This window comes from Burkholderia sp. AU28863 (genome assembly GCF_002223195.1).
GTDB classification, from domain to species: domain Bacteria; phylum Pseudomonadota; class Gammaproteobacteria; order Burkholderiales; family Burkholderiaceae; genus Burkholderia; species Burkholderia sola.
On the sequence record NZ_NKFE01000003.1, the window covers coordinates 1,312,672 to 1,335,719 of the forward strand.

A 23,048-nucleotide genomic window follows, 5' to 3' on the forward strand; every position below is an offset into this window, starting at 1 on the left:
AAGCGGCGACGCACGGGCATGCGCCCGTGCGCTCCGCGCCGATCGCCGCGTCAAACCGGATTGATCTCATCCTGGCTGCGCCGCGTGGTCAGCGGCCCCAGCACGCGCAGCGTGACGGCGACGATCCCGAGCGCGGCCGAGATCACGCCGAACATCGCGCCCGCGCCGTAATTGACGAGTACCGGCAGCAACACGAACGGCAGCGCGCCGCTGACGATGCGCGACAGCGCATAGGTGCTGCCGATCGCAGTCGAGCGCACGCGCGCCGGGAAGATCTCGGCCTGGTACACGTGATACGCGTTGCTGAACACGTTCGACGCGCACGTCGTCAGGAACCCGAAGCCGACGATCAGCACGGTATTGCCCGAATACGCGAAGCACAGCCCGAACACCGCGATCGACAGGATCGATACGATCACGAGCGTGCGGCGCTCGATCCAGTTGAGCAGCGGAATCGACAACAGCGAGCCGATCGGGTAGCCGATGAACGATAGTGCGATGAACAGCGTGCTGTCCGTCACGTCGAAGCCGCGGCTCTTCACGACCGTGCCGGCCAGCGTGCCGAACCCGTAATAGCCGAAACCCTGGAACAGGTGAAAGATTGCGAGCATCAGGTAGCGCGCGCCATACGGTTGGCGGCGCAGCAGCGCGATGCGCTCGCCCAGCCCGAGCGGCCGCTGCGGTTCGGTCGGTTCCGCGAAGTGTTCGGGCACGCGCACGCCGGCGCTTTCCGCGAAACGCCGCAGCGCCGCATGCGCGTCGGCCGTGCGGCCTTGCGCGAGCAGCCAGCGCGGACTTTCCGGCAGCCGGTGCTGGACGAACAGCACGTACACGGCGCCAAGGCTGCCGATCGCGAGAATGATGCGCCAGCCGGCGACGCCCGCCACATGCAGCGGGTTCAGCCACAGCGCGAGAAAGCCCACGAGCGGCACCGCGACATACGAAGTCGTATAGGCCCACGCGGCGAGCCGGCCGCGCTTGTCCTTCGGCAGGATTTCGGACAGGAAGCTGTCGGCGACCGGATAGATCGCGCCGACGCCGATGCCGGTCAGGAAGCGGCATGCCACGAGCATGTCGGCATTCACCGAAAACGCACCGACCAGCGAGAACGCGCTGTACCACCCGAGCGTGAGCAGGAACGCCTTGCGCCGGCCGATACGGTCGGCCAGGCTGCCCAGGCACATCGCGCCGACGAACATGCCGATGAACGCGGACGCCAGCAGCAGCTTGAAATCGGCGCTTTGCCGGCTCAGCCCGTATTCGTGTTGCAACGCGGAGCCGATCGTACTGACGAGAAAGATCTCGTACATGTCGAAGAACAACCCGATGCCGATCACCCAGACGACGAATCGATGCAACGCACCGACCGGCAGATCGTCCATGAAATCGCCGAGCGTGACGCGGCGGCCGGGGAGGGCCGCTGCGTCGACGCCGGCGCCTGCGGAGGCGGCCGGCGGTCGGGCGGACGCGGGTCCGCCCGCGTGGCCGTCGAGGTCGAGGGATTGGCTGTTCATGGTGTCTCCTGATTATCGATATGCGGTGGCGCGAGGCTCTGGCCGTTCGCGACCGGCGTAACGCGTCGGCTGCGCGGCGCGACGACAGGCATCGCCTGGCTCGCGCAAGCGCCGGCCATGCGGGCTGTGCCGATCGTCCAACACATGGTGGGCAAATCGGCAGCACGTGATAATTGAGGATGTCTCAAGCCTCGTTTCCTGGGCAGAAAGGGTAGGGCACGCGCGGTGGCCAGGATTCGCGCGGCAGGCCGTTGCAGCCGGCGTGGCGGGCGGGCGCGTATCGAAAACGATGGGCACTCGCACCATCCGGCGGTCCGGGAAAACCATGACGCCGGTTGCGTGGTCGCCGGCGCAACCGCCGCCGACGGCCACACGGTCGTGCTCAATCGGCCGGCACGAACGCCGTTCCATGAAACACGCGCACGGCAATCGAGCGGTTACAACGCGTGCTGGACAGACCGCACGAGCCGCCGATTTGCAATGTCCTGTATCCGCGCCGACCATCGATACAGTGCGATACACCGCCCGCGCGCGGGTTCGCTATAAAGCAGGCATGACCTCTTCCGGAGTCCATCATGTCTGCAACCTGGTTCAAGGGGTCCTGCCATTGCGGGGCCGTCAAATTCGAAGTCACGACGGCCATTGCGCCGGCCATCCGCTGCAACTGCAGCCTGTGCAGCCGGCGCGGCGCGCTGATGAGCCCGATGTTCGCCGCCGCCAATCTGACGATCGTCGAAGGCGAGGACGCATTGACGTGCTATCGCTTCAACACGCACACCGCGCGTCACTACTTCTGCAACGGCTGCGGCGTCTATCCGTTTCACCAGACCCGCAAGGATCCGGCCTGCTGGCGCGTCAACCTCGGTTGCCTCGACGGCGTCGATCCGTACGCGCTCGACGCGACGGTCGCCGATGGCGCGAGCCTGTTGGTCGTGGAGGACGCATGAAACGCTGGCTGATGATCCTGCTGTTTGCCGCGGGCGGCCTCGCGACCGAAATCGCGCATCCGGTGCAGTGCACGTTGCTGTCGGTGAGCCGTCAGCAAACCGGCAAGCGCCGCAAGCCGGGCTGAGCGCTTCGCGCGTCAGCCGATCGGCCCCGATTATCATGCTTCCGATAAAATCGCATGCGATATATAATGCGGTTGTGTGCGACCGTTCGTGTCGCTGGAGGAAGTCCATGAAACCGACCGAAACCCCGTCGCCTGCCGCGCCGAAGCTGTCCGAGTTCCTGTGCTTTGCAATCTACTCGGCGAACCTCGCGTTCGGCAAGGCGTACAAGCCGATCCTCGACGAGCTCGGCCTCACGTATACGCAATACATCACGATCATTGCGCTGTGGGAGCAGGACAACCAGACCGTCGGCCAGCTCGGCGAGAAACTGTTCCTCGAATCCAACACACTGACGCCGATCCTGAAGAAGCTCGAGGCAATGGGCTATCTGGAGCGGCACCGCGATCCGTCCGACGAGCGTCAGGTGCTCGTCAGCCTGACGAAAAGCGGGCGCCGCGTGCGCGAGAAAGGGCTCGACATGAACCTGGTCGAAGCGACCGGGCTGAAGCCGGACGAGTTCGCGAAAGTGCAGAAGGCGATCGTCACGCTGCGCGGCAACCTGATCCGGTCGACCGACGCATAAAAACCCCCAGGCACCGCAAGCGGCCGGCGCGTAAATCGCGCCGGCCGCGTCGTCATGCGTGCGCATCCTCCAGCACCAGCAGGTGCATCTCGCGACGGACGACGAAACCCAGCGCGAGATAGCGGTCGATCGCCACCTGGTTCGTCGTGAGGACGTGCAGGAAAGGCGTTTCCGCACGCGCACCGATCGTCGCGATCAACGACCGGATCAGCCGCGCCGCCAGCCCCTGCCGCCGAAACGCGGCATCGACGCAGACGGCGCTGATCTCGGTAAATCCGTCCACCTGCATCCGCTGGCCGGCCATCGCGGCCAGCCGGCCTTCGCTGCGTACGCCGATGTAGTGGCCGAGCTCGAACGTGCGGGGGCCGAACGGGCCCGGCTGCGCGGCGGCGGTCAGCGCGAGCATGTCGGGCACGTCGGCTTCGCCGAGCGGAACATGTTCCGATTCGTGTGCCGGGTCGAACGTCCGTTGCCAAATCATTTGAAGCAACGTCGCGCGCCGAATCGCCGACAGTCCCGCCGGCGGCTCCATTTCGTCCGGCGTGACGAGCGCCGCCGGCCCGTGTGCGGCGATCAGCCCGCGCAGTGCGTCGAACGACGCCGGGCTCGTGTCGTCGATCGCGGCAAACGGCGCGATGGCCGCCGGGAACCGCCGCGCACGGCCGTCGCCGAGCGCAAAACGGCGCTGCCGGCCCGCGAGCGCATTCCAGACGACCCGGTCGAGCACGTGCGCATCGCCTGTCGTGTTTCCGGTCACGGCGTCCGGCATCGGCGGCTCCTTGGTGGAAGATGGAATGCCGCACAGAATAATCCTGGATGGGCCGGGCAGGTAGCACTGTCGACGCAGACCCAGGCAACATGAAAAAAGCGCACACGATTATATCGCATGCGCTTTATATGGCGGACTCCAGCGACCGAATTCGCGGTACCGCGTTCAATGTCCGAAATAGATCGATCGCTCGGCGGTGCGCAGCGTGTTTCGGCTGCCGGACTGCGTGACGCCGCCGGCATCGCTGCCGTAACCGGCTGTCTGCGTATCGGCCGCGACGGCACCGTCGTCGCGAATCCGTTTCAGCGCCGCCTGGATATTGTCCGGGTAATTCGGATCGTTGGGGCGATTCGGCTGGTAGCCGGCTTGCTGCAACGCGGCCAGTTCCGCGCGCACCTGCGCACGCGTGACGGTGCTTTCGCTGGCAAAAGCCGGCGCGGCGACGGCGGCCGACACGGCAACGAGGAGGGCGGCAATCAGTGGGGTCTTCATCATTCACCTCGACAGGGATTCAGGAATTCAGGGCGCGCGCCGCACGCCGGCCATCGGCGTCGTCCGCGCGTTCGCTCAATGGCCGAAGTAGATCGAGCGTTCGGCAATACGCGTCGCCGGGCGGCTGCCCGACTGCGTCGCGGCGGCGGCATCGTTGCCGTAACCGGATGCCGACGCATCGGCCGCCACCGCGTCGCTGGCGTGAATGCGCGTCAACGCGGCCTGCAGGTCGGCCGGGTAATGCGGATCGTTCGCGCGGCCCGGCCGGTAGCCGGCTTGTTCGAGCTGGACGAGTTCGGCGCGTACTTGCGCGCGGGACACGACGGCTGCGTCGGCAAACGCCGGTGCGGCGACAGAAGCGGAAACGGCGACGAGAAGGGCAGCGATCAATTGGGTTTTCATCATTCACCTCGACAAAATGGAATCAGGGATAAAAGGACTCGGAGTTCACGTACCGGCGTGGCGCTCAGTGACCGAAGTACACCGAGCGCTCGGCCACGCTTGCGACATATCGGCGGCCGGATTGCGTCGCGGCGTCGCCGTTGCTGCCGTAGCCGGCAGCCGGTGCGTTGGCCGCGACGGCATCGTCAGCGTGGATCTGCGTCAGTGCGGCCTGCAGATCGTTCGGGTAGGTGGCGTCGGTCGCGCGGTTCAGCGGATAGCCGGCCTGTTGAAGCTGCGCGAGTTCGGCGCGCACCTGCGCACGCGTCACGGCGGCTTCATTGGCAAACGCTGGAGCGGCAACGGCGGACGAAACAGCGATGAGCAGGGCAGCGATCAATTGGGTCTTCATTTTTTCACCTCGATGGCAAAGGAATCGGGAATTCGGGAGGGCGGCGCTCGGCCGCCCGATGCAACGTTCAGGCGATCCGGATGTCGACGTCGATGTTGCCGCGCGTCGCCTTCGAATACGGGCAGGTCTGGTGTGCGGCGTCGACGATGCGTTGCGCGACGTCGCGCTCGAGCCCCGGCATGCTCACGTTCAAGCGGGCCTGCAGGAAGTACGCGTTGCCCGCCGTGCCGAGATCCACTTCGGCGTCGACCGCGAGATCGGCCGGCAGCGTCACCTTCTCGGCACGCGCCGCAAGCTGCATCGCGCCGATGAAGCAGGCCGACCAGCCTGCGGCGAACAGCTGTTCCGGGTTGGTGCCGGTGCCGGCGCTGCCCGGCGACGATAACTGGATGTCGAGGCGGCCGTCGGAACTGCGCGCCGCGCCGTCGCGACCGCCGGAAGTCGTATGCGTCTTGCCCGTGTACAGCACTTTGTCGATCTTGCTCATCGTTTGCTCCGTCAGTTTGGGGTTTGTGTCAGATGCGATTCGATCGCATGCGATGCAGTTTCCACTTGACGACCGCCCACGTCAAGCGGATTCGATTAAATCGCATACGATATTTTGTATTTCAATGTATCTGAAACGGGTAGCGCCTTGCCTGGCAAGGCTTTCAGGCGATTTCGCCCCCAATGAGCCACGGCCGCCAGCCAGACGATGCGGTTTCGCCGATGTGGTTCTTGGCCGATAGGGTTCGGGCGCTCGGCAAGGTGATCGCCGCGAGTGAATGTCGAAACGTGGCGGGAGCTCGCGAGGGAACCGATTTTCCGGTGGTTTGATGACCTGCACCTTCTGTCGCGGAACACGCAGTTGGATAAAACAATGCCTCTATCCGGATAACTTTTCTTATCACAATAGCACTATATAGAATCCAAACTTGCCGTTTCAAAAACGCGTATGGCGTCGAGCGTGCGGCCAATTCGAAGGGCAGGGAAGTGAACGCGCCATCACGCCGGCCCATTCATCCGCGCAAACAGCAGCGTCAACACCTCCGCCGTTGCGCGCGCGACGCCGTGTGCGGTCGTATCGACCAGCACATGCGCGCATTCGCGATACAGCGGGTCGCGCATCCGGTACAGCGCGGCGAGCGTCTGCCGCGGCTCGCCCGCCTGCAGCAGCGGCCGCCGCCGCGCGTCGTCGCGCGTACGGCGCCACAGCACATCGGGGTCCGCATGCAGATAGATCACACTGCCGCGTTCGCTCAGGCGGGCGCGGGTGCGCGGATTCAGGACCGCGCCCCCGCCGGTCGCCACGACCACGTTCGCGTGCTGCGTCAGCTCGTCGACGATCTGCGTTTCCAGCAGCCGAAAGCCGCCTTCGCCGACCAGGTCGAACAGCGCGGCGATCGAGCGGCCCGTGCGCCGCTCGATCTCGTCGTCGCTGTCGGCGAACGCCCAGCCTAGCGAAGCCGCGAGCGCGCGGCCAAGCGTCGACTTGCCCGCGCCCATCATGCCGACCAGAAACGCGCGCCCGCCCGCCGTCGCCACGGCGGTGTTCATAACCGTCGCGCGAGCGGCCAGCGCGCCCGCGTCGCCAGGCAGATCCGTCGCGCGCGCACCGCATCCGACAGCGTGTCGAGCGCCGCACCGGTCGACGCGTCGTCGGCGTCGAGCAGCGCGCCGAGTATCGGCTCGTCCGGATCGCCGGCTGCGATGTGCTCGGCTGCATCCGCCGCGATGGTCCGAGGCGTGCGTTCCGCTTCGGCGTCGCGCTCGGTCCGCCGCCACCTGCCGTGCAGATCGCGCCATCGCACGACCAGCCCGGAGAGCAGCGCACCGCCCGGCACGGCCGCGTCGTCAGGGGCCGTCGCCGAGCCGTCGTGCGTCGTACATCGTGTGACCCAGCTCGCGAATTCGAGCAGCGACGCATCGTGGGTGACCGTCGCCGCATCGAGCGCCACGGCCACGCCGGCATCCCGCAGCCGGCCGAGCAGCGTCCGCACGCCGTCGTGCGCGCCACCGCACGGCTGCAGCAGCACCTCGAGCTCGTCCTCGTGGCGGTACGCGAGCGCACGGTGCCGCTCGAGCGCAGCCGGCTCGAGCAACGCCTGCGCCGCATGCCGGACGATCACGATCGCGCGATCGTCCCGCCGCTCCACGATCGCGCCGATCCGGCGCCGGGCGCGCGCCACCGCGCAGCTCATGTATTGCTCCCGAACGGGTGCGCACGCATCACAACGATCCCTGGAATTCGAGCACGCGCGTCTTGAATTCGTCGGGCACCGGCAGCGTCGTGTTGTTCACGTAATCGAACATCACGTGCGTCGACACGCCGCGCGCGACGATGGTCCGATCGTCGCGCTCCATCAGATGTTCGAGATCGAAGCTCTTGCTGCCGAAGCGCACGATGCTCGAGCGGATGGTCAGGTTGTCGCCGAATTGCGCCGGCGCGAGGTACTCGCACTGCGTCTTCACCATGATGTGCGGCAGCTTCTCGCTGCGGGGCAGGCCGAGCAGGTCGAACATGTAGCAGAGATACGAATGCTGCAGGTAGTCGTAATAGACGGGGCTGCTCACATGCCCCATCGAATCCGTATCGCGATACTTGACGTGAATGGGGGTTTCGTAATGTCGTTTCGACATGGTGACTCTCCGCAATGACTGGGTTGATTTATATTTTCGAGCCCGAATGGCCTGTCGGGCATCCGAAAATTAATCGAACGACTATCGAGCCGCCACTATCAGAACGAATAGCGACGCGTGGCGGAAAGTCGCACCAGCCTGCATTCCGCTCTGCAATATCACATCCGCATTTTCGAATGAAACCCGATTAACACACGGCTCCCGCAACGCCGCAAACGTGCTCGCACCCGGCCCCTCGATTATCGAATCCGACTCTTATTCTTCTCATTCATAAGGTTATGAATGAGAAACTGATAAATATGTTAGTTGCGCTTGGAAAGCGCCATTCAATACAGTCGCGCTGTAGTAAAAAATCCCGTTCATTATCGACAGGAGGGCAGTCCCCATGCATGCAAACGCCTGGACGACCAACCGCGACGCCGTGCCGCGCTTGCCGTCCCCTGCGGATCTCGCCGGCGCGCTGCCGCCGGCGTGGCGCGCGTCGCGCACCGTTCATGCGACCCGCCGCGCGATCGTCGACGTGCTCGACGGCGCGGACGACCGGCTCGTGGTCATCGCCGGCCCGTGCTCGATACACGATCCGGACGCCGCGCGCGACTACGCGGCACGGCTCGCGCTGCAACGCGCGCGCTTTGCGGACGAGCTGGAAATCGTGATGCGCGTGTATTTCGAGAAGCCGCGCACGACGGTCGGCTGGAAGGGGCTGATCAACGATCCGTTGCTGGACGGCAGCGACCGGATCGACGTCGGCCTGCATACGGCCCGCACGCTGCTGTGCGACGTCAACGGCACGGAGATGCCGGCCGCGACCGAGTTTCTCGATCCGCTGTCGCCGCGCTACCTGGCCGATCTGGTCGCCTGGGGCGCGATCGGCGCGCGCACCGTGGAGTCGCAGGTGCATCGCGAGCTGGCGTCGTCGCTGCCGATCCCGATCGGCTTCAAGAACGGCACCGACGGCAATGTCCAGGTCGCCGTCGATGCGATGCGCGCGGCGGCGCACGCGCACCGCTTCCTGTCGATCGATGCGGACGGCCGGCTATGCGCGAGCGCGTCGCCCGGCAATCCGCATACGCACGTCGTGCTGCGCGGCGGGCGCGAGCCGAATTTCGACGCGGCCGCCGTGAATGCCGCCTGCGAGCGGATGACGGCCGCGCACGTCGCGCCGCGCGTGATGATCGACGTCAGTCACGGCAACAGCCGCCGCCAGTACCGGAACCAGCTCGCCGTCGGCGCGGAAGTCGCCGCGCAGGTGGCGGCCGGCGATACGCGCATCGTCGGCGTGCTGATCGAGTCGAACCTGATCGAAGGGCGGCAGGATCTCGTGCCCGGCGTGCCGCTGCGCTACGGGCAGAGCATCACGGACGCGTGCCTGTCGTTCGCCGATACCGCGCAGCTGTTCGAGACGCTCGCGCACGCCGTGCGGACACGGCGACGCGGCCATGCGCTGCCGCTCGGCGCCGAGTTCGCGCACGAGCCGCTGCTCGCCTGTTGCGCGTGAGCGGCCCGGCGCGACGCGCTCAGATGGCGGCTTCGTCATGGATCCGCGTCGCGTCGCCGGCCCACGCGTCGCGATAGCGGGCCAGCCAGTGTTCGGCCTGCGTCGGCGCGCCGGCGACGATGTCGTCGAGCGGCGCGAGATACATCGATTCGTCGCGTCCGGCCGCATCGTTACGCGCCCGCGCGCGCAGCCCGCGATGCGCGATCGCGAGCGCATCGGCCGCCATCGCGCGTAACGACCGGCCGCCGGCCGGCGTGTCGAGCCCGGTACGCGGCACGTCGCGACGCAGCACGAGCAGCGTACCGCGGTCGATCTCGGCAGCCAGCGTCGCGGCTTCCGACAGCGCGGCCGGATCGTACAGCAGGCCCGTCCAGAGCGCGGACAGCGCGACCATCATGGCCGGCGAGCCGGCATCGGCGCCGCGCATCTCGAGATAGCGCTTCAGCCGCACCTCGGTGAATACCGTCGTCAGATGGTCCGCGAAATCGCCCAGCGTCGGCATCTCGCCTTCGAGATGCGGAATGCGCCGCCGCAGAAAATCGCGGAACGTGTGCCCGGTCGCGTCCGCATAACGATCGCCGCGCCGCACGAAGTACATCGGCACGTTGTCGAGCAGCCAGCTCACGTAGCGCTCGAAGCCGAAGCTGCGCGACAGGAACAGGGCCGGCACGCCGCAACGATCCGCGTCGGTATCGAGCCACGTGTCGGCGCGCGTCGACAGCAGGCCCGACGGGCGGCCGTCGACGAACGGCGAATTCGCGAACAGCGCGGTCGCGATCGGCTGCAACGCGAGCGACACGCGCAGCTTGCGCGCCATGTCGCTTTCCGACGCGAAATCGAGGTTGACCTGCACGGTGCAGGTGCGCTGCATCATGTCGAGCCCGCGCGTGCCGACGCGCGGCATGTAGCGCCGCATGATCGCGTAGCGCTGCTTGGGCATCCACGGCAGCGCGTCGCGCGACAGGTGAGGGTGAAAGCCGAGCGGCACGCAGCGCAGGCCGAGCGGATCGCATGCCGCACGCGCCGCGGCGAGGTGCGCATGCAGTTCGGCGTGCGTATCGTGCAGCGTATCGAGCGGTGCACCCGACAGTTCGAGCTGGCCGGCCGGTTCGAGCGAGATCGCGGCGCCGTCGCGCTGGATCACGCCGACGGTGTGCCCGGCGTCGACGATCGGCGTCCCGTCGCCGCGCAGCCGCGCCAGCACCTCGGCGATGCCGGACGGTCCTTCATAGCGCGCAGCCGCGTGCGTCGCGCGGGAAACGACGAACTTCTCGTGCTCGGTACCGATCCGGAACTGCGCGGCCGGCTTGCAGCCGGCGGCGAGATGATCGGCGAGCTGCTGCTCGGAGACGATCGGCGTGTTGTCCGATCCGACGGCATTCGACATCGACACCCTCCACAGGTCACATTGGGCGACCGACCGGCCGGTCGCACGGCGACTATAGCGACGTCGATGCGCGCGCAGTACTGGCAGGGGTGATAGGGGGCCGGGCGATGCCGCGCGGCATTACGGCTGCTTGCGCTTCGCGAAGTAATGCGCGGGCGAATCGCCGAACGCGCGGCGGAACATCGCGATGAAATTGCTCGGCGTCGCATAGCCGAGCGCGTCCGCGATGTTGGCGACGCTGTCGCCGTTCGCCAGACGTTCGAGCGCATGCGTGAGCCGCGCCTGCTGCCGCCACTGCGCAAAGCTCGTGCCGGTTTCCGCGACGAACAGCCGGCTCAGCGTGCGGGCGGACAGCCCGGCCCATTCGGCCCACGCGTCGAGCGTCCGGCTGTCGTGCGGCTGCCCGAGGATCGCGTTGGCGATCCGCAGCAACCGCCGGTCGCGCGGCATCGGCAAGTGCAGCGGTTCGTGCGGCGCGCGGCGCATCTCGTCGAGCAGCACGACGCTCATGCGCGCCTGCTCGAGGTCGAGCCGGTCCTGATCGGCCCACGACACCGCGCGCCGCACGAGCGCGCGCATCAGTTCGCTGATCGCGATCACGCATGGCTGGTCGGGCATCCGGCGGCTCGCGGCCGGTGCGATCACGACGCTCCAGCCGCTCAACGCGCCGCTGATGCTGACCTTGTGCTGCTCGCCCGGCGGAATCCAGCCCGCGCGATGCGGCGGCAGCAGCCATGAACCGTGCGGCGTGCGCACGTGCGCGAACCCGCTTTCGACGCAGAACACCTGGCCGCGCAGATGGCTGTGCCAGTCGACCTCGCGCGTGCCGAGCTGGTAGGCGTTGCTGCCGTCGTCCTCGCCCCAGACGGCGATCAGCGACGGGCCGTCCGCGCGTTCGCTCGGATCGGCGTCGGCGCGTTGCGCCGCGCGGACGGGAGAGGTGTCTCGGATGGGCATGGCCGGAATTCATTATTTTTTGTCTAAACAACATTATCAGCTTTGCCGGGGAGCGTCCAACAATGCGTGTCGTATTCATATCCAAACGAATCCGAGGAATGCGATGCATGCAGCACTTGCTCCGCCGCCACGCGATGCCGTCGCGTCGCGCGTCCTGTCGCGAATGGCCGTCACCGTGGCACTCGCCATGCTCGGCGCATGCGCGAGCCGCGACGGGCTCACGCCCGCCGGCACGCTGCGCGGCGCCGATACGCTCGCCGCGTCGCGCAGCCTCGCGCATGCGCCAGCCGCCGACTGGCCGGCCGCCGACTGGTGGGTTGCGCTGAACGATGCGCAGTTGAATGCGCTGATCGACGAGGCGCTTGCCGGCAATCCCGATCTCGCGACCGCCGATGCGCGTGCGCGCGAAGCGCAGGCGCTCGTGATCGAAGCGCAGGCTGCGCGCCTGCCGCACCTCGTCGGCCGCGCCAGCGCGAAAGGGGAACGCACGTCCGGCACGCAGTTCTCGGCGAGCGAGGGCGGCGGTTTCTTCAGCCACACGCGCGAGATCAATCTCGGCCTGAGCTGGGATCTCGATCTGTGGGGCGGCCGCCGCGCCGCGTGGGAAGCCGCGCTCGGCGAAGCGCGGGCAGCGCGGATCGATGCGCGGGCCGCGCGCGTGCTGCTGTCCGTCAACGTCGCGCGCGCCTACGTGAATCTTGCCTATGCGTTCGATCAGCAGGACGTCGCGCGGGCCGAATACGAGCGCGCCGACGAAGCGCTGTCGCTCACGCGTCAGCGTGTCACGAAAGGCATCGACAACGTCGCACAGCAACGCCAGGCGGAAAGCGAGGTCGCGGCCGCGATGCGCGAGCAGGCACGCGCGGCGCAGGCGATCGACAGCGCGCGCATCGCGCTCGCGATCCTGCTCGGCGCAGGCCCCGATCGCGGCCTCGCGCTCGTGCGGCCCGCGCCGTTGCCCACCGCCGCGCTCGCGGTGCCGGCCGACCTGCCGGCCGCGCTGCTCGGCCGGCGCGCCGATCTCGTCGCCGCACGCTGGCGGGTGGAAGCCGCGAGCCGCAACGTCGCGGCCGCGCGCGCGGACTTCCTGCCCGACGTGAGTCTCACCGCGCTGATCGGTCTCGCGACGCGCGGCGGCGCATCGCTGTTCCAGGCCGCTTCGCGCACCTACAACGTCAGCCCGGCCGTGAGCCTGCCGATCTTCGACGGCGGCGAACGGCGCGGCGTGCTGCGCAAGCGTGACGCGCAATACGACGTCGCGGTCGCCAGCTACAACAAGACGCTGATCGGCGCGATCGGCGAGGTGGCCGACGATCTGCACCGGCTGCATTCGCTCGCGGTGCAGGTCGATGCGCAGCAGCAGGCGTTCGACGCCGCCACCGATGCGTGGCGGCTCGCGGACGCGCGCTACCGGGCCGGCGTCGGCAGCTACCTCGACGCGCTCGTCGTGCGCCAGCAGCTGTTGATCGCGAGCCGCGAAGTCGCCGCGTTGCGCGCCCAGCGCGCGGACCAGTCGCTGCAGCTCGTCGCTGCGCTCGGCGGCGGCTTCCACGCCGAGCCGGACGACGTCGCGCTCGCCGCCACTCCCTCCCACCGTCCTTGACATCGAACCATGAGCAGCGACAACACCCTGCAGACTCCCGCGCGGCCCGCAGCCGCCGATCCGGCCCATGCCCGCCAGCCCCCGTCGGCCGACCACACCGGTGCGCCGCGCGCGCCAGGCGGGTCGGACGCCCGCACACAACCGGCGCCGGGCGGCGCCGCACCGGCCACACCGCCGCCCGCACGACGCAAGCACCTCGTGCGGGCGCTCGTCGCCGTATTCGCGCTCGGCATCGTCGGCTGGGCCATCTGGTACGGGATCGTCGGCCGCTGGTACGAATCCACCGACAACGCGTACGCGCAAGGCAACGTCGTCGAGCTGACACCGCAGGTGACGGGCACCGTCGTGTCGATCGATGCGGACGACGGCAATCTCGTTCGCGCCGGCACGCCGCTCGTCCGTCTCGACGCAAGCGACGCGCAGATCGCGCTCGCGGCCGCGCAAGCCGATCTCGCGGCCACGGTGCGCAAGGTGCGTGGCCTGTACAGCAACGAGCGCGGGCTCGCGAACAGCATCGACGGCGCACGCGCCGACCTCGACGCGCGGCGCACCGCGCTCGACAAGGCGAAGGCCGACTACCGGCGCCGCGAGGATCTCGGCCGCTCCGGCGCGATCTCGCGCGAGGAGCTCGCGCATGCGCTCGACACGCTGACGTCCGCGCAAAGCGCGTACGCCGCCGCGCAAAGCGCGCTCGCGACGTTGAGCGAACAGCACCAGACGAGCAAGGCGCTCGTCGACGACACCGCGGTCGCGTCGCATCCCGACGTCCAGGCCGCGGCGTCGCGGCTGCGTGCCGCCTATCTGGCCCGTGCGCGCACCGACATCGTCGCACCCGTCACCGGCTATGTCGCGAAGCGCACGGTGCAGGTCGGGCAGCGCGTGTCGCCGGGCGTGCCGCTGCTCGCGGTCGTGCCGCTGCGCCAGTTGTGGGTCGACGCGAACTTCACCGAAAAGCAGCTCGAGCACATGCGGATCGGCCAACCGGTCGAACTGACCGCCGACCTGTACGGCGACGCCGTGCGTTATACGGGCCGCGTGCAGAGCCTCGGCGTCGGCACCGGCAGCGCGTTCTCGCTGCTGCCCGCGCAGAATGCGACCGGCAACTGGATCAAGATCGTGCAGCGATTGCCGGTGCGCATCGAACTGACGGACCCGTCGCAACTCGACGCGCATCCGCTGCGCATCGGCCTGTCGATGCATGCGCGCGTCGACCAGCACGACCGCAGCGGTGCGATGCTGTCGCATCGCGCGCAGGATGCGCCGGTGTTCCGGACCGACGTGTACCGCGACGAGCTCGCGCGCGCCGACAGCCTGATCGCCGACGTCGTGCATGCGAACCTGCCGGCGGCCGTGCGTGCGGAGCGTGTGCGATGAGCGGCCCGATGCCGGCCGCCGACGCCGGCTTTCGTCCGTCGAACGTCGCGCTGACGACGTTCGGCCTCGCGCTCGCGGTGTTCATGCAGGTGCTCGACGGCACCGTCGCGAACGTATCGCTGCCGACGATCGCCGGCAACTTCGGCGTCAGCACGACGCAGAGCGCATGGGTCGTCACGACGTTCTCGGTCAGCAATGCGATCGCGTTGCCGCTGACCGGGTTTCTCGTCAAGCGCATCGGGCAGGTCCGGCTGTTCGTGTGGGCGACGCTGGCGTTCACGTTCGCGTCGCTGCTGTGCGGCTTCGCGCAAAACCTGCCGCAACTCGTCGCGTTCCGCGCGCTGCAGGGTCTCGTGGCCGGGCCGATGATCCCGACCACGCAGGCGCTGATGCTGTCGATCTACCCGCCGCAGCGGCGCGGCTTCGCGCTGTCGATGATCGCGATGGTGACCGTCGTCGCGCCGATCGCGGGCCCCGTGTTCGGCGGGTGGGTGACGGAACATTACTCGTGGCGCTGGGCGTTCCTGATCAATCTGCCGATCGGCGTGTTCGCCGCGATGTGCGTGTTCGCGCAGATGCGCGCGCGCGTCGAGACGACGGTCGCCGCGCGTGTCGACTATGTCGGCCTCGCGGCGCTCGTCGTCGGCGTCGGCGCGCTGCAGATCGTGCTCGACAAGGGTAACGAAGCGGACTGGTTCAACTCGACGTTCATCGTCGTGATGTCGGTGGTCGCCGCGTTCGGGATCGCGCTGTTCCTGATCTGGGAGCTCAACGAGCCGAACCCGATCGTGAACCTGCGGCTGTTCGCGCATCGCAACTTCGCGGCCGGCACGCTGACGCTCGTGCTCGCGTACTCGGCGTTCTTCGCGGTCAACGTGATCGTGCCGCAATGGCTGCAGCGCACGCTCGGCTATACGGCGTTCTGGGCCGGGCTGGCCGTCGCGCCGATGGGCGTGATCCCCGTGCTGATGACGCCGTTCATGGGCAAGTACGCGCCGCGCTTCAACATGCGCGTGCTCGTGTGCTGCGCGTTCGCGATCCTCGGCACGTCGTCGTTCCTGCGCGCGGGCTTCGTGCCCGACGTCGACTTCACGCACATCGCGCTGATCCAGCTGCTGCAGGGCCTCGGCCTCGCGCTGTTCATCATGCCGATCAACAGCATCCTGCTGTCCGACCTGAAGCCGGACGAGATCGCCGCGGGCTCCGGCCTGTCGACGTTCCTGCGCACGCTCGGCGCGAGCTTCGCCGTGTCGATCACGTCGTTCCTGTGGGACCGGCGCGCGATCCTGCATCACGCGCAGCTCAGCGAACACCTGAGCCAGTTCGATCCGGCCGTTCGCGCCGAACTCGCACAGCTCGGCGGCGGCGATCCGCAACGCGCGGCGACGCTGCTCGGCAACCTGGTCGACGCGCAGGCATACCAGATTTCGTTCAACGACGTGTCGTTCGCGCTCGGCTGCGTGTATCTCGCCGTGATCGCGGTGGTGTGGCTCGCCCGTCCGCCGTTCGGCCCCGGCGCCGCCGCGAAACGATGAAGCGGGCACCGCGCGGCCCGTTCCGACCCATGCTGTTCAATTCGATGGAGATTGACCCGATGCCTACCCACCACGCTGAAAACGCCACCTCCGCACTGGCGGCGCTCGCCGTGTTCGACGTCACGGAATTTCCGCTCGTCATCGTCCGCAACGATGCCATTGCATCCCGCGGCTACGCGCAGCGCTGGCTCGACGACATGCACGCGCTGATGCGGCACGGCGAGCCGTTTGTCATGATCTTTCCGCCGGCCCGGCCCGACGAGCAGCATGACGACCGCAAGGAACGCGGCATGTGGCTCAAGCAGAACCGCGCCGCGCTCGCCGCGGTTTGCCGCGCGCTCGTGTCGGTCGAACCGGACCCGAACGAGCGGGAAGCGGCCATCGCCAACGCGGCCGGCATCGAAAAGGCGTTCGGGATTCCGTTCGACGTGACCGCTTCGCTCGACGATGCGAAGCAGGCCGGCCGGCGACGCCTGATGGAGGCGGTCTAGCGCGGCCCGTTCGCGCGCAACGCCTCGAACCGGTTGCGCAAGTCCGCCTGATTGCAGATTCCAACAAATAAACGGGGTGGCTTGTATGAAAGGACTGGATTGTCTGAAATGGTTGGTACCCGGCGACACGGATGCGTCATGGCAGCGGATGACCGACGCGGCCGCCGGCATGGGATTCGACAAGGTCGTGCTGATCGTGTTGCCGTTTACCGGCGCATCGTTCGATCTCGCGCGCAAATGGAGCAGCGGCGTGCCGGGCTGGACGGCGCTGTACCGGCAGCGGCAATTCGACCGCATCGATCCGACGCTGCAACATTGCTTCCGCTCGGCGCTGCCGCTCGTCTGGGACGACACGCTGTTCGGGCTGGCCGGGCAACGGCCATGCTACGAAGCGGCGGCCGCATACGGCATGCGCAGCGGCGTCGTGCTGCCCGTGCGCGGCCCGAAGGGGGAGGTCGGCATGCTGTCGTGCGCGAGCGCGGACGATCTCGCCGCCACGCGCGAGCGCTGCAACCGGCATCTGGCGGCGCTCACGCTGTTGCGCGACATCGCCTGCGAAGCGATCGCGGGCACGCGCTGCCACGCACCGCCCGACAGCGTGCCGCGCCTCAGCCGGCGGGAGGTCGAATGCCTGCGCTGGCATGCGGCCGGCAAGACCTCGTGGGAAATCGGCCACATCCTGAACGTGACCGAGTCGTGCATCAACTTCCACTTCATGAACATCCGTCGCAAGTTCAACGTGTCACGTCGGCACGAAGCCGTGCTGCGCGCGGTGGAGTGGGGACTGATCAGCATCTCCGACGTGACGGTGTCCACCTGACGCCGATGCCGGCGTCTCGCCGAGCCAGCGGTCGAGAAACGCGCTGAGCCACGCGGCCGTCGTGCGGTCGTGCCGGCGGCCTTCGCTGGCCTGCGTCGCCAGGTCCTGCGCGCCGGGCACCGTCAGCTTGTGCGCGGCCGCCGTGCTCCAGCGCCGCATCATCGGATAGCTCACTTCCGGATGGAACTGGACACCGTACGCGCGCGGCCCGTAACGAACGGCCTGGTTCTCGAAATGCTCGCCGGTCGCGAGGATCTCGAGCCCGGCCACGCGCTCGAAGCCCTCGCGATGCCACTGGTACACGTGCGACGGCCATGAACCGAGTCGCCGGCCGGCCGGCGTCGCGGCGATCGGCCAGTAGCCGATTTCCGCGCGTCCGTCGCGATGCACGTTCACGCGACCGCCCAGGTGGCGAATCATCATCTGCGCGCCGAGGCAGACGCCGAGGAACGGCGCCGCCTCGCGCAGCGGCACACCGATCCAGTCGATCTCGTCGCGGATCCAGCGATCGTCGTCGTTGGCGCTCATCGGCCCGCCGAACACCACGGCGCCCGCATGGTCGGCGAGCGTCGCCGGCAACGGATCGCCGAGCGGCGGGCGGCGGATGTCGAGTGGATGGCCGCGGGCGGCGAGCAGCCGGCCGATCCGGCCGGGGCTCGACTGTTCGCGATGCAGCACGATCAGGATCGGACGAAGGGCTAAGTGCGTCATGTCGGATGGTCGGTAGAAGGTCAGCCCGGCTGGCCGCGCAACGCGTCGAACGACACCATCACCTGTTCGCGATAGGCGGGCCGCCGGCACAGGCGGGCGTACCAGGCCTCGACGTGCGGCAACGGCGGCCGCTCGACGTCGAGCGAGAAATAGCGGAACAGCGTCGTGCCGGCCGGAATGTCGGCCAGGCCCGGCGACGCGCCACCGAGAAACGGCTGGGTCGACAGCAGCCGGTCGAGCAGCCGGTAATGCGTCGCGCTGCGCGCGGCCTTGTCGAGCACCATCGCTTCGTCGCGCCGCTCCGGCGGCGTTCGCACGAGTGCCCAGAACAACCCGGTCATCACGTCGGGTTCGAGCGTGGTCTGCGACCAGTCCATCCAGCGCTCCGCGCGCGAACGGGCGAACGTGTCGCGGCACCAGAACGGATTGTTCGGCACGCGCGCGGCGAGATAGCGCAGGATCGTGTGCGACTCCCACACGACGTCGCCGTCCCAGTCGATCACCGGAATCCGGCAGGTCGGATTCAGCGCGGCGAACGCGGGCGTCTGCAGCGAGCCGTGCTCGCCGCCGACCGCAATATGCCGGTAAGGCAGGCCGAGCTCGCCGATGAGCCACAACACCTTCTGCACGTTGAACGACGTGCGGCGGCCCCAGACGGTCAGCATCGCGCGGCATCCTCGCAGGCGGCGATCGACGCGCAAGCCGCGTAGCGGTCGAGGCCCGCCGCAAGATCGGCGATCAGGTCGTCCGCATCCTCGAGCCCGATGTGCAGGCGCACGCCGCGGCTGCCGGACGGCCAGCGCGCCGCGAGACCGTGTGCGTCCAGCTCGAACGGCAGCGCAAGGCTCTCGTAGCCGCCCCACGAATAGCCAAGCCCGAACAGCGTCAGGTGATCGAGAAACGCGTCGATCGCCTGCGCGGGAGCCGGCTGCAGCACGACCGAGAACAGCCCCGACGCGCCGCGGAAATCACGGCGCCACAGCGCGTGGCCGTCATCCCCTGGCAACGCCGGATACAGCACGCGCTGCACCTCGGGACGCCGCGCGAGCCAGCTCGCGACCGCGAGCGCGTTGCGCTGGTGCTGCCGCAGCCGCACGCCGAGCGTGCGCAGCCCGCGCAGCGCGAGATAGACGTCGTCGGGGCCCGCGCACAGTCCGAGATCGCCATGCAGCTGCTTCAGCGCGGGCCACGCGCGCGCGTTGGCCGATACCGTGCCGAGCATCGCATCCGAGTGCCCGACCAGATACTTGGTGCCGGCCTGGATCGACACGTCGATCCCGAACGCATGCGGCTGAAAGAACAGCGGCGTGGCCCAGCTGTTGTCCGCGATGACCTGCGCGCCGTGCGCGTGCGCGAGCCGCACGAGGGCAGGGATGTCGTGCATGTCGAACGTGTAGGACCCGGGCACCTCGACGTACAGTGCGCGCGTGTTCGGACGAAGCGCGGCCGCGACGGGCGTGCTGCCGTCGTACCACGTCGTCTCGACGCCGAGCCGCGCCAGCACGCCTTCGCATGCGTGACGCACCGGGCCGTAGACCGACGCGGTCATCAGCAGATGGTCGCCGGGCGTCAGGCACGACAGCAGCGCGAGCGTGCACGCGGACAGGCCCGACGGGCACAGCACCGCGCCGGCGCCGCCTTCGAGGCTCGTCACCGCACGCTCGAGCGCCTCCGTCGTCGGCGTGCCGCGACGGCCGTAGATATACGGCTGCGTGCGGTTCAGCAGATCCGACACCGTCGGGCTGAGCACGGTCGACGCATGGTAGACGGGCGGATTGACGAAGCCGTGCCACGCGGCGCTGTCGCGGCCCGCGTGCGCGAGCCGCGTGTCGTCGTGCAGGCGGTCGTGTGCGCCGTCGCGCGGCAGCGACGGCGGTTCGTCACGCTTCACGGCCATAGCGCACACCGCTCCCAGCGCTCGCCGACGCGACGATAAGCCTGCCGCGCGAAACGGCGCGAACTGTCGGCCCGCCAGAACTCGACGTCGTCCGGCGCCAGCGTATACAGGTGCCAGTCGTCCGACACGAGCGCCGGATCCGCGGCCAGCCGTTCGAGCTGCGCGTCGATCGCACGCGTCAGATCGGCCGGATCGTCGAGCCGTTCGCTTTGCCGTCCGGCCAGGATGCTTGCGCGCGACCGCTCGGGGCGACTCGCGAAATCGGCATGGCCTTCGGCGTCCGGCAAGCGCTCGACCGGGCCGCTCAGCCGGATCTGGCTCGCGATCGCGGGCCAGTAGAACGTCAGCGCCGCGAATGGCCGGTTCGCGAGCTGGCGCCCCTTGGGACTGCGCGCGTTCGCCGCAAAATGCCAGCCGCGCGCGTCGAGGTTCAGCAGGACGACGGAACGTGCATCGGGCCGTCCGTCCGGGCGGACCGTCGACAGCGTCGTCACCTGCGGTTCGAGCGCGCCCGCGGTCACGGCCTCGTCGAGCCAGCGCTCGAACTGCGCGTGCGGCGTGGCGGCCCAGTTGTCGGCCGGCACGTGCGGCGCGGCATGCGCGAGGGTTTTCAGCGCCTTCAGGCGCGTGGCGATCGTATCCATGGCGACACTCATGCGATGCCGAATTGCGTCGCGCGGGCGATCAGCCGATGCGCGGCGAGATAGTCGGGGACTTCCGCGAGGAAGCCGTCGACGACGGCGGCGGCCACACGGCGACCACCGGAGGTACGCCGCGCGTGATCGAACGCGTCGATCACGCGGCGGGCGAGGGCGACTTCATCGGCCGTCGGCGTCAGCACGCGATTGACGACCGGCACGAACTGTGCGTTGACGATCGCTTTCGCCTGGTAGCCGAGGCCGCGCGACACGCGCATGTCGCGTTCCGCGCCTTCGTTGTCGGCATAGCTGTACGGGCAGTCGATCGCGGTCACGCCGACCGCCGCGCATTCGACACGAAAGCGCGAGCGCACGTAGTCGAGCTCGCGGCCCGCACGGGTGCGCTCGGCGTCCATGTCGGCCACCATGTCCTCGGTCGCGACGAGCACGGCCGACACGCGCGGGCTCGAGCGCGCGATCGCCATCGTGTTCACGAGGCCGAGCGTCGTCTCGACGTTCGGCACCAGTTCGGTCGAGCCCGGCGCGATGTCGTATTCGCGCTCGAAGCGCGTGACGGCTTCGTCGAGCGCGACGACCTGCTCGGGCGTCGCGACGTACGACATCATCACGATATCCGGGCGGCCGCGCATCGCGGCGCGCAGGTCGTCGATGCCGCCTGCGTCGAGCGGATTCACGCGCACGGAGGCCAGCACGCCGGCGTCGCGCCAGCCCGCGAGCACCCGCTCGCTCAGTTCGCGCGCGGCCGGGCGCCGGTCGGGCGGGGTAAAGGTTTCGAGTTCCTGGATCAGCACATCCGCTCCGCTCGCGGTGCCGTCAACGAGCGCATCGTGATCGGCGCCGGCGAGAAACAGCCAGGAGCGGCGCAGGCGGGAAGGGCGTCGGTTCGTCGGTGTCATGCGTGGTTTCCTGTAGGGCGCGGGGCTGCGCGTGGCGATGGCGCGGGCACTCAGCCGGCGCGCATCATCTGGTTGAAGATGTTCTTGCGATGCATTTCCTCGGTGCCGCCGACGCTCATGAAGCCCAGCGCGTCCGACGCGAACGCGGCCACGGGCCCGGCCTGATAGCCGAGACTGCCGTACAGCCGCACGAGACCGATCGCGCCGTCGACGAGATCCTGTGCGCCGACCAGCTTCGCGATCGAGCACGTCATCAACGCCTGCGGGTGATCCGTCAGCAATTGCGCGAGCGCGCCGCGGGCGAGCCACGTACCGCGCTCGATGCCGATCTGCAGGTCGACGAGACGGCGCTGCACGTACTGGTGAGCATCGATCGTGCTGTCGAAGCTGCGTCGCTCGCGGCAATAGCCGATCGCATCGCGCAGATAGGGCGCCGTCACCTGGGCCGCAACGAGGCCGTAATAGAGACGGCCGAGCGAGATGATGTCGATCAGGTTGCCGAGCCCGGCGCCCGGTTCGCCGAGCAACTGGCCGCGCGTGATCGGACAGTCGTCGAAATGCAGCGCCCCGGTGGGCAGGTCGTTGAGGCCCAGCTTGCGGTCGGGCGGGGCCACCGTCATGCCTGGCTGGTCGCGATCGACGATCACGAGCGCGGTGTTGCGCCGGCCCGGCGTTTCGATGCGCGTGACGACGAGGATGAAGCGCGCGAGCGGCGCATGCGCGATATTGAATTTGCTGCCGGTCAGCCGGTAGCCGTCGCCGTGCTCGGCGAGCGTCGTCGCGATGCTGCGCACGTCGGTGCCGGTGCCCGGCTCGGCAATCGCGGTCGCGCTCAGTTCGCCACGCAGGATCGAGCCGAAATAGCGGTCCTGCTGCGCCGCCGTGCCATGGCGCTCGAGCGCGCGCACCATGCCGGCCTGCGCGATCACCGACAGCAGCAGCGCCGGGCGGCGGATCGACGACGCAAGCCCTTCGAGCGCCGCGGAAAAATGCCACCAGCCGTGACCGTCGCCGCCATACGTCTCGGGCACGATCATGTCCCACAGTCCTTCGTGCCCGAGCCGCGCCCAGCCGGTCTCGTCGAATTCGGCGGGCGTGCGGCCGTCCTGCTCCACGGCGATGGCGATCTCCGCGCCGATATCGCGAAACCGCGCACGCGTCACGTGCTGTTCCTGTGTCCAGTCGAATGGCATCTGTCGTGTCTCCGGTCGAAGCGGCGCGGCCTTCGACGGCGCGCCAGCGATGACGACAAGGTTACGGGGGCAGGGACAGTGCAGGTACTGGCAGTAGTGGTAGTTGCAGGGTGAATGAGCGGTTTGGCGGGATCGGGAGGGTAGGTCGGCATGCGATACACGTCAGCCGACTGACCGGACGCCGCCTATAATCGCTATCAGCTTG

General features: G+C 68.4%; 26 protein-coding genes. 9 read left to right on the forward strand and 17 right to left on the reverse strand.

Annotation, left to right across the window (positions count from 1 at the left end):
* Positions 1 to 50 precede the first annotated feature (50 nt).
* Positions 51 to 1,514, reverse strand: a complete 1,464-nt coding sequence (locus CFB81_RS08435) for an MFS transporter (protein WP_069620740.1) — start codon at positions 1,512 to 1,514, stop codon at positions 51 to 53.
* Between the two features lie 575 nt (positions 1,515 to 2,089).
* On the opposite strand from CFB81_RS08435, the gene CFB81_RS08445 reads away from it, so the two are divergent.
* The 3 genes from CFB81_RS08445 to CFB81_RS08450 all read left to right on the forward strand — a co-directional run bounded on the left by CFB81_RS08445 (position 2,090) and on the right by CFB81_RS08450 (position 3,149).
* Entirely contained in the window at positions 2,090 to 2,461 is a 372-nt protein-coding gene (locus tag CFB81_RS08445; RefSeq protein WP_089435056.1) for a GFA family protein, read from the forward strand.
* Complete coding sequence (locus CFB81_RS36480; RefSeq protein WP_256122098.1) at positions 2,458 to 2,586, forward strand: hypothetical protein; 129 nt, start codon at positions 2,458 to 2,460, stop codon at positions 2,584 to 2,586. The genes CFB81_RS08445 and CFB81_RS36480 overlap by 4 nt, the downstream gene beginning before the upstream one ends.
* A 107-nt stretch (positions 2,587 to 2,693) precedes the next feature.
* Positions 2,694 to 3,149 (forward strand): MarR family winged helix-turn-helix transcriptional regulator, encoded by a 456-nt coding sequence (locus tag CFB81_RS08450; RefSeq protein WP_050012664.1) that lies wholly within the window; start codon positions 2,694 to 2,696, stop codon positions 3,147 to 3,149.
* Between the two features lie 52 nt (positions 3,150 to 3,201).
* Here the strand turns inward: CFB81_RS08450 and CFB81_RS08455 are convergent, their stop codons facing one another.
* The 8 genes from CFB81_RS08455 to CFB81_RS08490 all read right to left on the reverse strand — a co-directional run bounded on the left by CFB81_RS08455 (position 3,202) and on the right by CFB81_RS08490 (position 7,822).
* The gene (locus tag CFB81_RS08455; RefSeq protein WP_089435057.1) at positions 3,202 to 3,918 is read right to left on the reverse strand and encodes a GNAT family N-acetyltransferase; all 717 of its coding nucleotides are present in this window, start codon (positions 3,916 to 3,918) and stop codon (positions 3,202 to 3,204) included.
* Positions 3,919 to 4,083: 165 nt separating this feature from the next.
* The gene (locus CFB81_RS08460) at positions 4,084 to 4,413 is read right to left on the reverse strand and encodes a DUF4148 domain-containing protein (protein WP_089435058.1); all 330 of its coding nucleotides are present in this window, start codon (positions 4,411 to 4,413) and stop codon (positions 4,084 to 4,086) included.
* Positions 4,414 to 4,485: 72 nt separating this feature from the next.
* Positions 4,486 to 4,812, reverse strand: coding sequence for a DUF4148 domain-containing protein (locus tag CFB81_RS08465; RefSeq protein WP_069620744.1), 327 nt, complete (start codon positions 4,810 to 4,812; stop codon positions 4,486 to 4,488).
* A 64-nt stretch (positions 4,813 to 4,876) separates the two neighbouring features.
* The gene (locus tag CFB81_RS08470; protein ID WP_089435059.1) at positions 4,877 to 5,203 is read right to left on the reverse strand and encodes a DUF4148 domain-containing protein; all 327 of its coding nucleotides are present in this window, start codon (positions 5,201 to 5,203) and stop codon (positions 4,877 to 4,879) included.
* Positions 5,204 to 5,270: 67 nt separating this feature from the next.
* Complete coding sequence (locus CFB81_RS08475; RefSeq protein ID WP_089435060.1) at positions 5,271 to 5,690, reverse strand: organic hydroperoxide resistance protein; 420 nt, start codon at positions 5,688 to 5,690, stop codon at positions 5,271 to 5,273.
* Positions 5,691 to 6,187: 497 nt separating this feature from the next.
* On the reverse strand, positions 6,188 to 6,739 hold the full coding sequence (locus CFB81_RS08480) for a shikimate kinase (RefSeq protein ID WP_089435061.1): 552 nt from the start codon (positions 6,737 to 6,739) through the stop codon (positions 6,188 to 6,190).
* Positions 6,736 to 7,383 (reverse strand): hypothetical protein, encoded by a 648-nt coding sequence (locus tag CFB81_RS08485; protein WP_069620747.1) that lies wholly within the window; start codon positions 7,381 to 7,383, stop codon positions 6,736 to 6,738. Before CFB81_RS08485 ends, CFB81_RS08480 begins: the two co-directional genes overlap by 4 nt.
* Before the next feature lie 28 nt (positions 7,384 to 7,411).
* On the reverse strand, positions 7,412 to 7,822 hold the full coding sequence (locus tag CFB81_RS08490) for a thioesterase family protein (RefSeq protein WP_069620748.1): 411 nt from the start codon (positions 7,820 to 7,822) through the stop codon (positions 7,412 to 7,414).
* A gap of 385 nt (positions 7,823 to 8,207) precedes the next feature.
* Between CFB81_RS08490 and CFB81_RS08495 the strand changes: the two genes are divergently transcribed.
* A complete protein-coding gene (locus CFB81_RS08495) occupies positions 8,208 to 9,320 on the forward strand; it encodes a 3-deoxy-7-phosphoheptulonate synthase (RefSeq protein WP_089435062.1) in 1,113 nt (370 codons plus the stop codon).
* Between the two features lie 19 nt (positions 9,321 to 9,339).
* On the opposite strand, the gene CFB81_RS08500 is transcribed toward CFB81_RS08495, so the two are convergent.
* Together CFB81_RS08500 and CFB81_RS08505 are read right to left on the reverse strand one after the other, a co-directional pair.
* Positions 9,340 to 10,707, reverse strand: a complete 1,368-nt coding sequence (locus CFB81_RS08500) for a glutamate--cysteine ligase (protein WP_069620750.1) — start codon at positions 10,705 to 10,707, stop codon at positions 9,340 to 9,342.
* Positions 10,708 to 10,827: 120 nt separating this feature from the next.
* The gene (locus CFB81_RS08505; protein ID WP_089435063.1) at positions 10,828 to 11,664 is read right to left on the reverse strand and encodes a helix-turn-helix domain-containing protein; all 837 of its coding nucleotides are present in this window, start codon (positions 11,662 to 11,664) and stop codon (positions 10,828 to 10,830) included.
* A gap of 103 nt (positions 11,665 to 11,767) precedes the next feature.
* Here CFB81_RS08505 and CFB81_RS08510 point away from each other — a divergent pair, with 103 nt between their 5' ends.
* The 5 genes from CFB81_RS08510 to CFB81_RS08530 all read left to right on the forward strand — a co-directional run bounded on the left by CFB81_RS08510 (position 11,768) and on the right by CFB81_RS08530 (position 17,487).
* Positions 11,768 to 13,267, forward strand: a complete 1,500-nt coding sequence (locus CFB81_RS08510) for an efflux transporter outer membrane subunit (RefSeq protein ID WP_089435064.1) — start codon at positions 11,768 to 11,770, stop codon at positions 13,265 to 13,267.
* 9 nt (positions 13,268 to 13,276) lie between these two features.
* Complete coding sequence (locus CFB81_RS08515) at positions 13,277 to 14,641, forward strand: efflux RND transporter periplasmic adaptor subunit (RefSeq protein ID WP_089435065.1); 1,365 nt, start codon at positions 13,277 to 13,279, stop codon at positions 14,639 to 14,641.
* Positions 14,638 to 16,176, forward strand: a complete 1,539-nt coding sequence (locus CFB81_RS08520) for a DHA2 family efflux MFS transporter permease subunit (RefSeq protein WP_069620757.1) — start codon at positions 14,638 to 14,640, stop codon at positions 16,174 to 16,176. Before CFB81_RS08515 ends, CFB81_RS08520 begins: the two co-directional genes overlap by 4 nt.
* Positions 16,177 to 16,235: 59 nt before the next feature.
* A complete protein-coding gene (locus CFB81_RS08525; RefSeq protein WP_089435356.1) occupies positions 16,236 to 16,667 on the forward strand; it encodes a hypothetical protein in 432 nt (143 codons plus the stop codon).
* Positions 16,668 to 16,752: 85 nt separating this feature from the next.
* Positions 16,753 to 17,487 carry an autoinducer binding domain-containing protein gene (locus tag CFB81_RS08530; RefSeq protein ID WP_089435066.1) on the forward strand — a complete coding sequence of 245 codons (735 nt, stop codon included), beginning with the start codon at positions 16,753 to 16,755 and terminating at the stop codon, positions 17,485 to 17,487.
* Here the strand turns inward: CFB81_RS08530 and CFB81_RS08535 are convergent.
* From CFB81_RS08535 to CFB81_RS08560, 6 genes are read right to left on the reverse strand one after another with little or no spacing between them, the layout of a single operon-like run.
* Positions 17,410 to 18,198 (reverse strand): glutamine amidotransferase, encoded by a 789-nt coding sequence (locus CFB81_RS08535; protein WP_089435067.1) that lies wholly within the window; start codon positions 18,196 to 18,198, stop codon positions 17,410 to 17,412. The two genes, CFB81_RS08530 and CFB81_RS08535, sit on opposite strands and share 78 nt — an antisense overlap.
* Positions 18,199 to 18,218: 20 nt before the next feature.
* Complete coding sequence (locus tag CFB81_RS08540) at positions 18,219 to 18,863, reverse strand: glutathione S-transferase family protein (RefSeq protein ID WP_069620760.1); 645 nt, start codon at positions 18,861 to 18,863, stop codon at positions 18,219 to 18,221.
* Entirely contained in the window at positions 18,857 to 20,095 is a 1,239-nt protein-coding gene (gene metC, locus CFB81_RS08545) for a cystathionine beta-lyase (protein WP_089435068.1), read from the reverse strand. The genes CFB81_RS08540 and metC overlap by 7 nt, the downstream gene beginning before the upstream one ends.
* Positions 20,086 to 20,739, reverse strand: coding sequence for a pyridoxal 5'-phosphate synthase (locus CFB81_RS08550; RefSeq protein WP_084044463.1), 654 nt, complete (start codon positions 20,737 to 20,739; stop codon positions 20,086 to 20,088). Before CFB81_RS08550 ends, metC begins: the two co-directional genes overlap by 10 nt.
* 8 nt (positions 20,740 to 20,747) lie before the next feature.
* The gene (locus CFB81_RS08555; protein WP_089435069.1) at positions 20,748 to 21,650 is read right to left on the reverse strand and encodes a CoA ester lyase; all 903 of its coding nucleotides are present in this window, start codon (positions 21,648 to 21,650) and stop codon (positions 20,748 to 20,750) included.
* Between the two features lie 50 nt (positions 21,651 to 21,700).
* On the reverse strand, positions 21,701 to 22,843 hold the full coding sequence (locus CFB81_RS08560) for an acyl-CoA dehydrogenase family protein (RefSeq protein ID WP_089435070.1): 1,143 nt from the start codon (positions 22,841 to 22,843) through the stop codon (positions 21,701 to 21,703).
* Positions 22,844 to 23,048 lie beyond the last annotated feature (205 nt).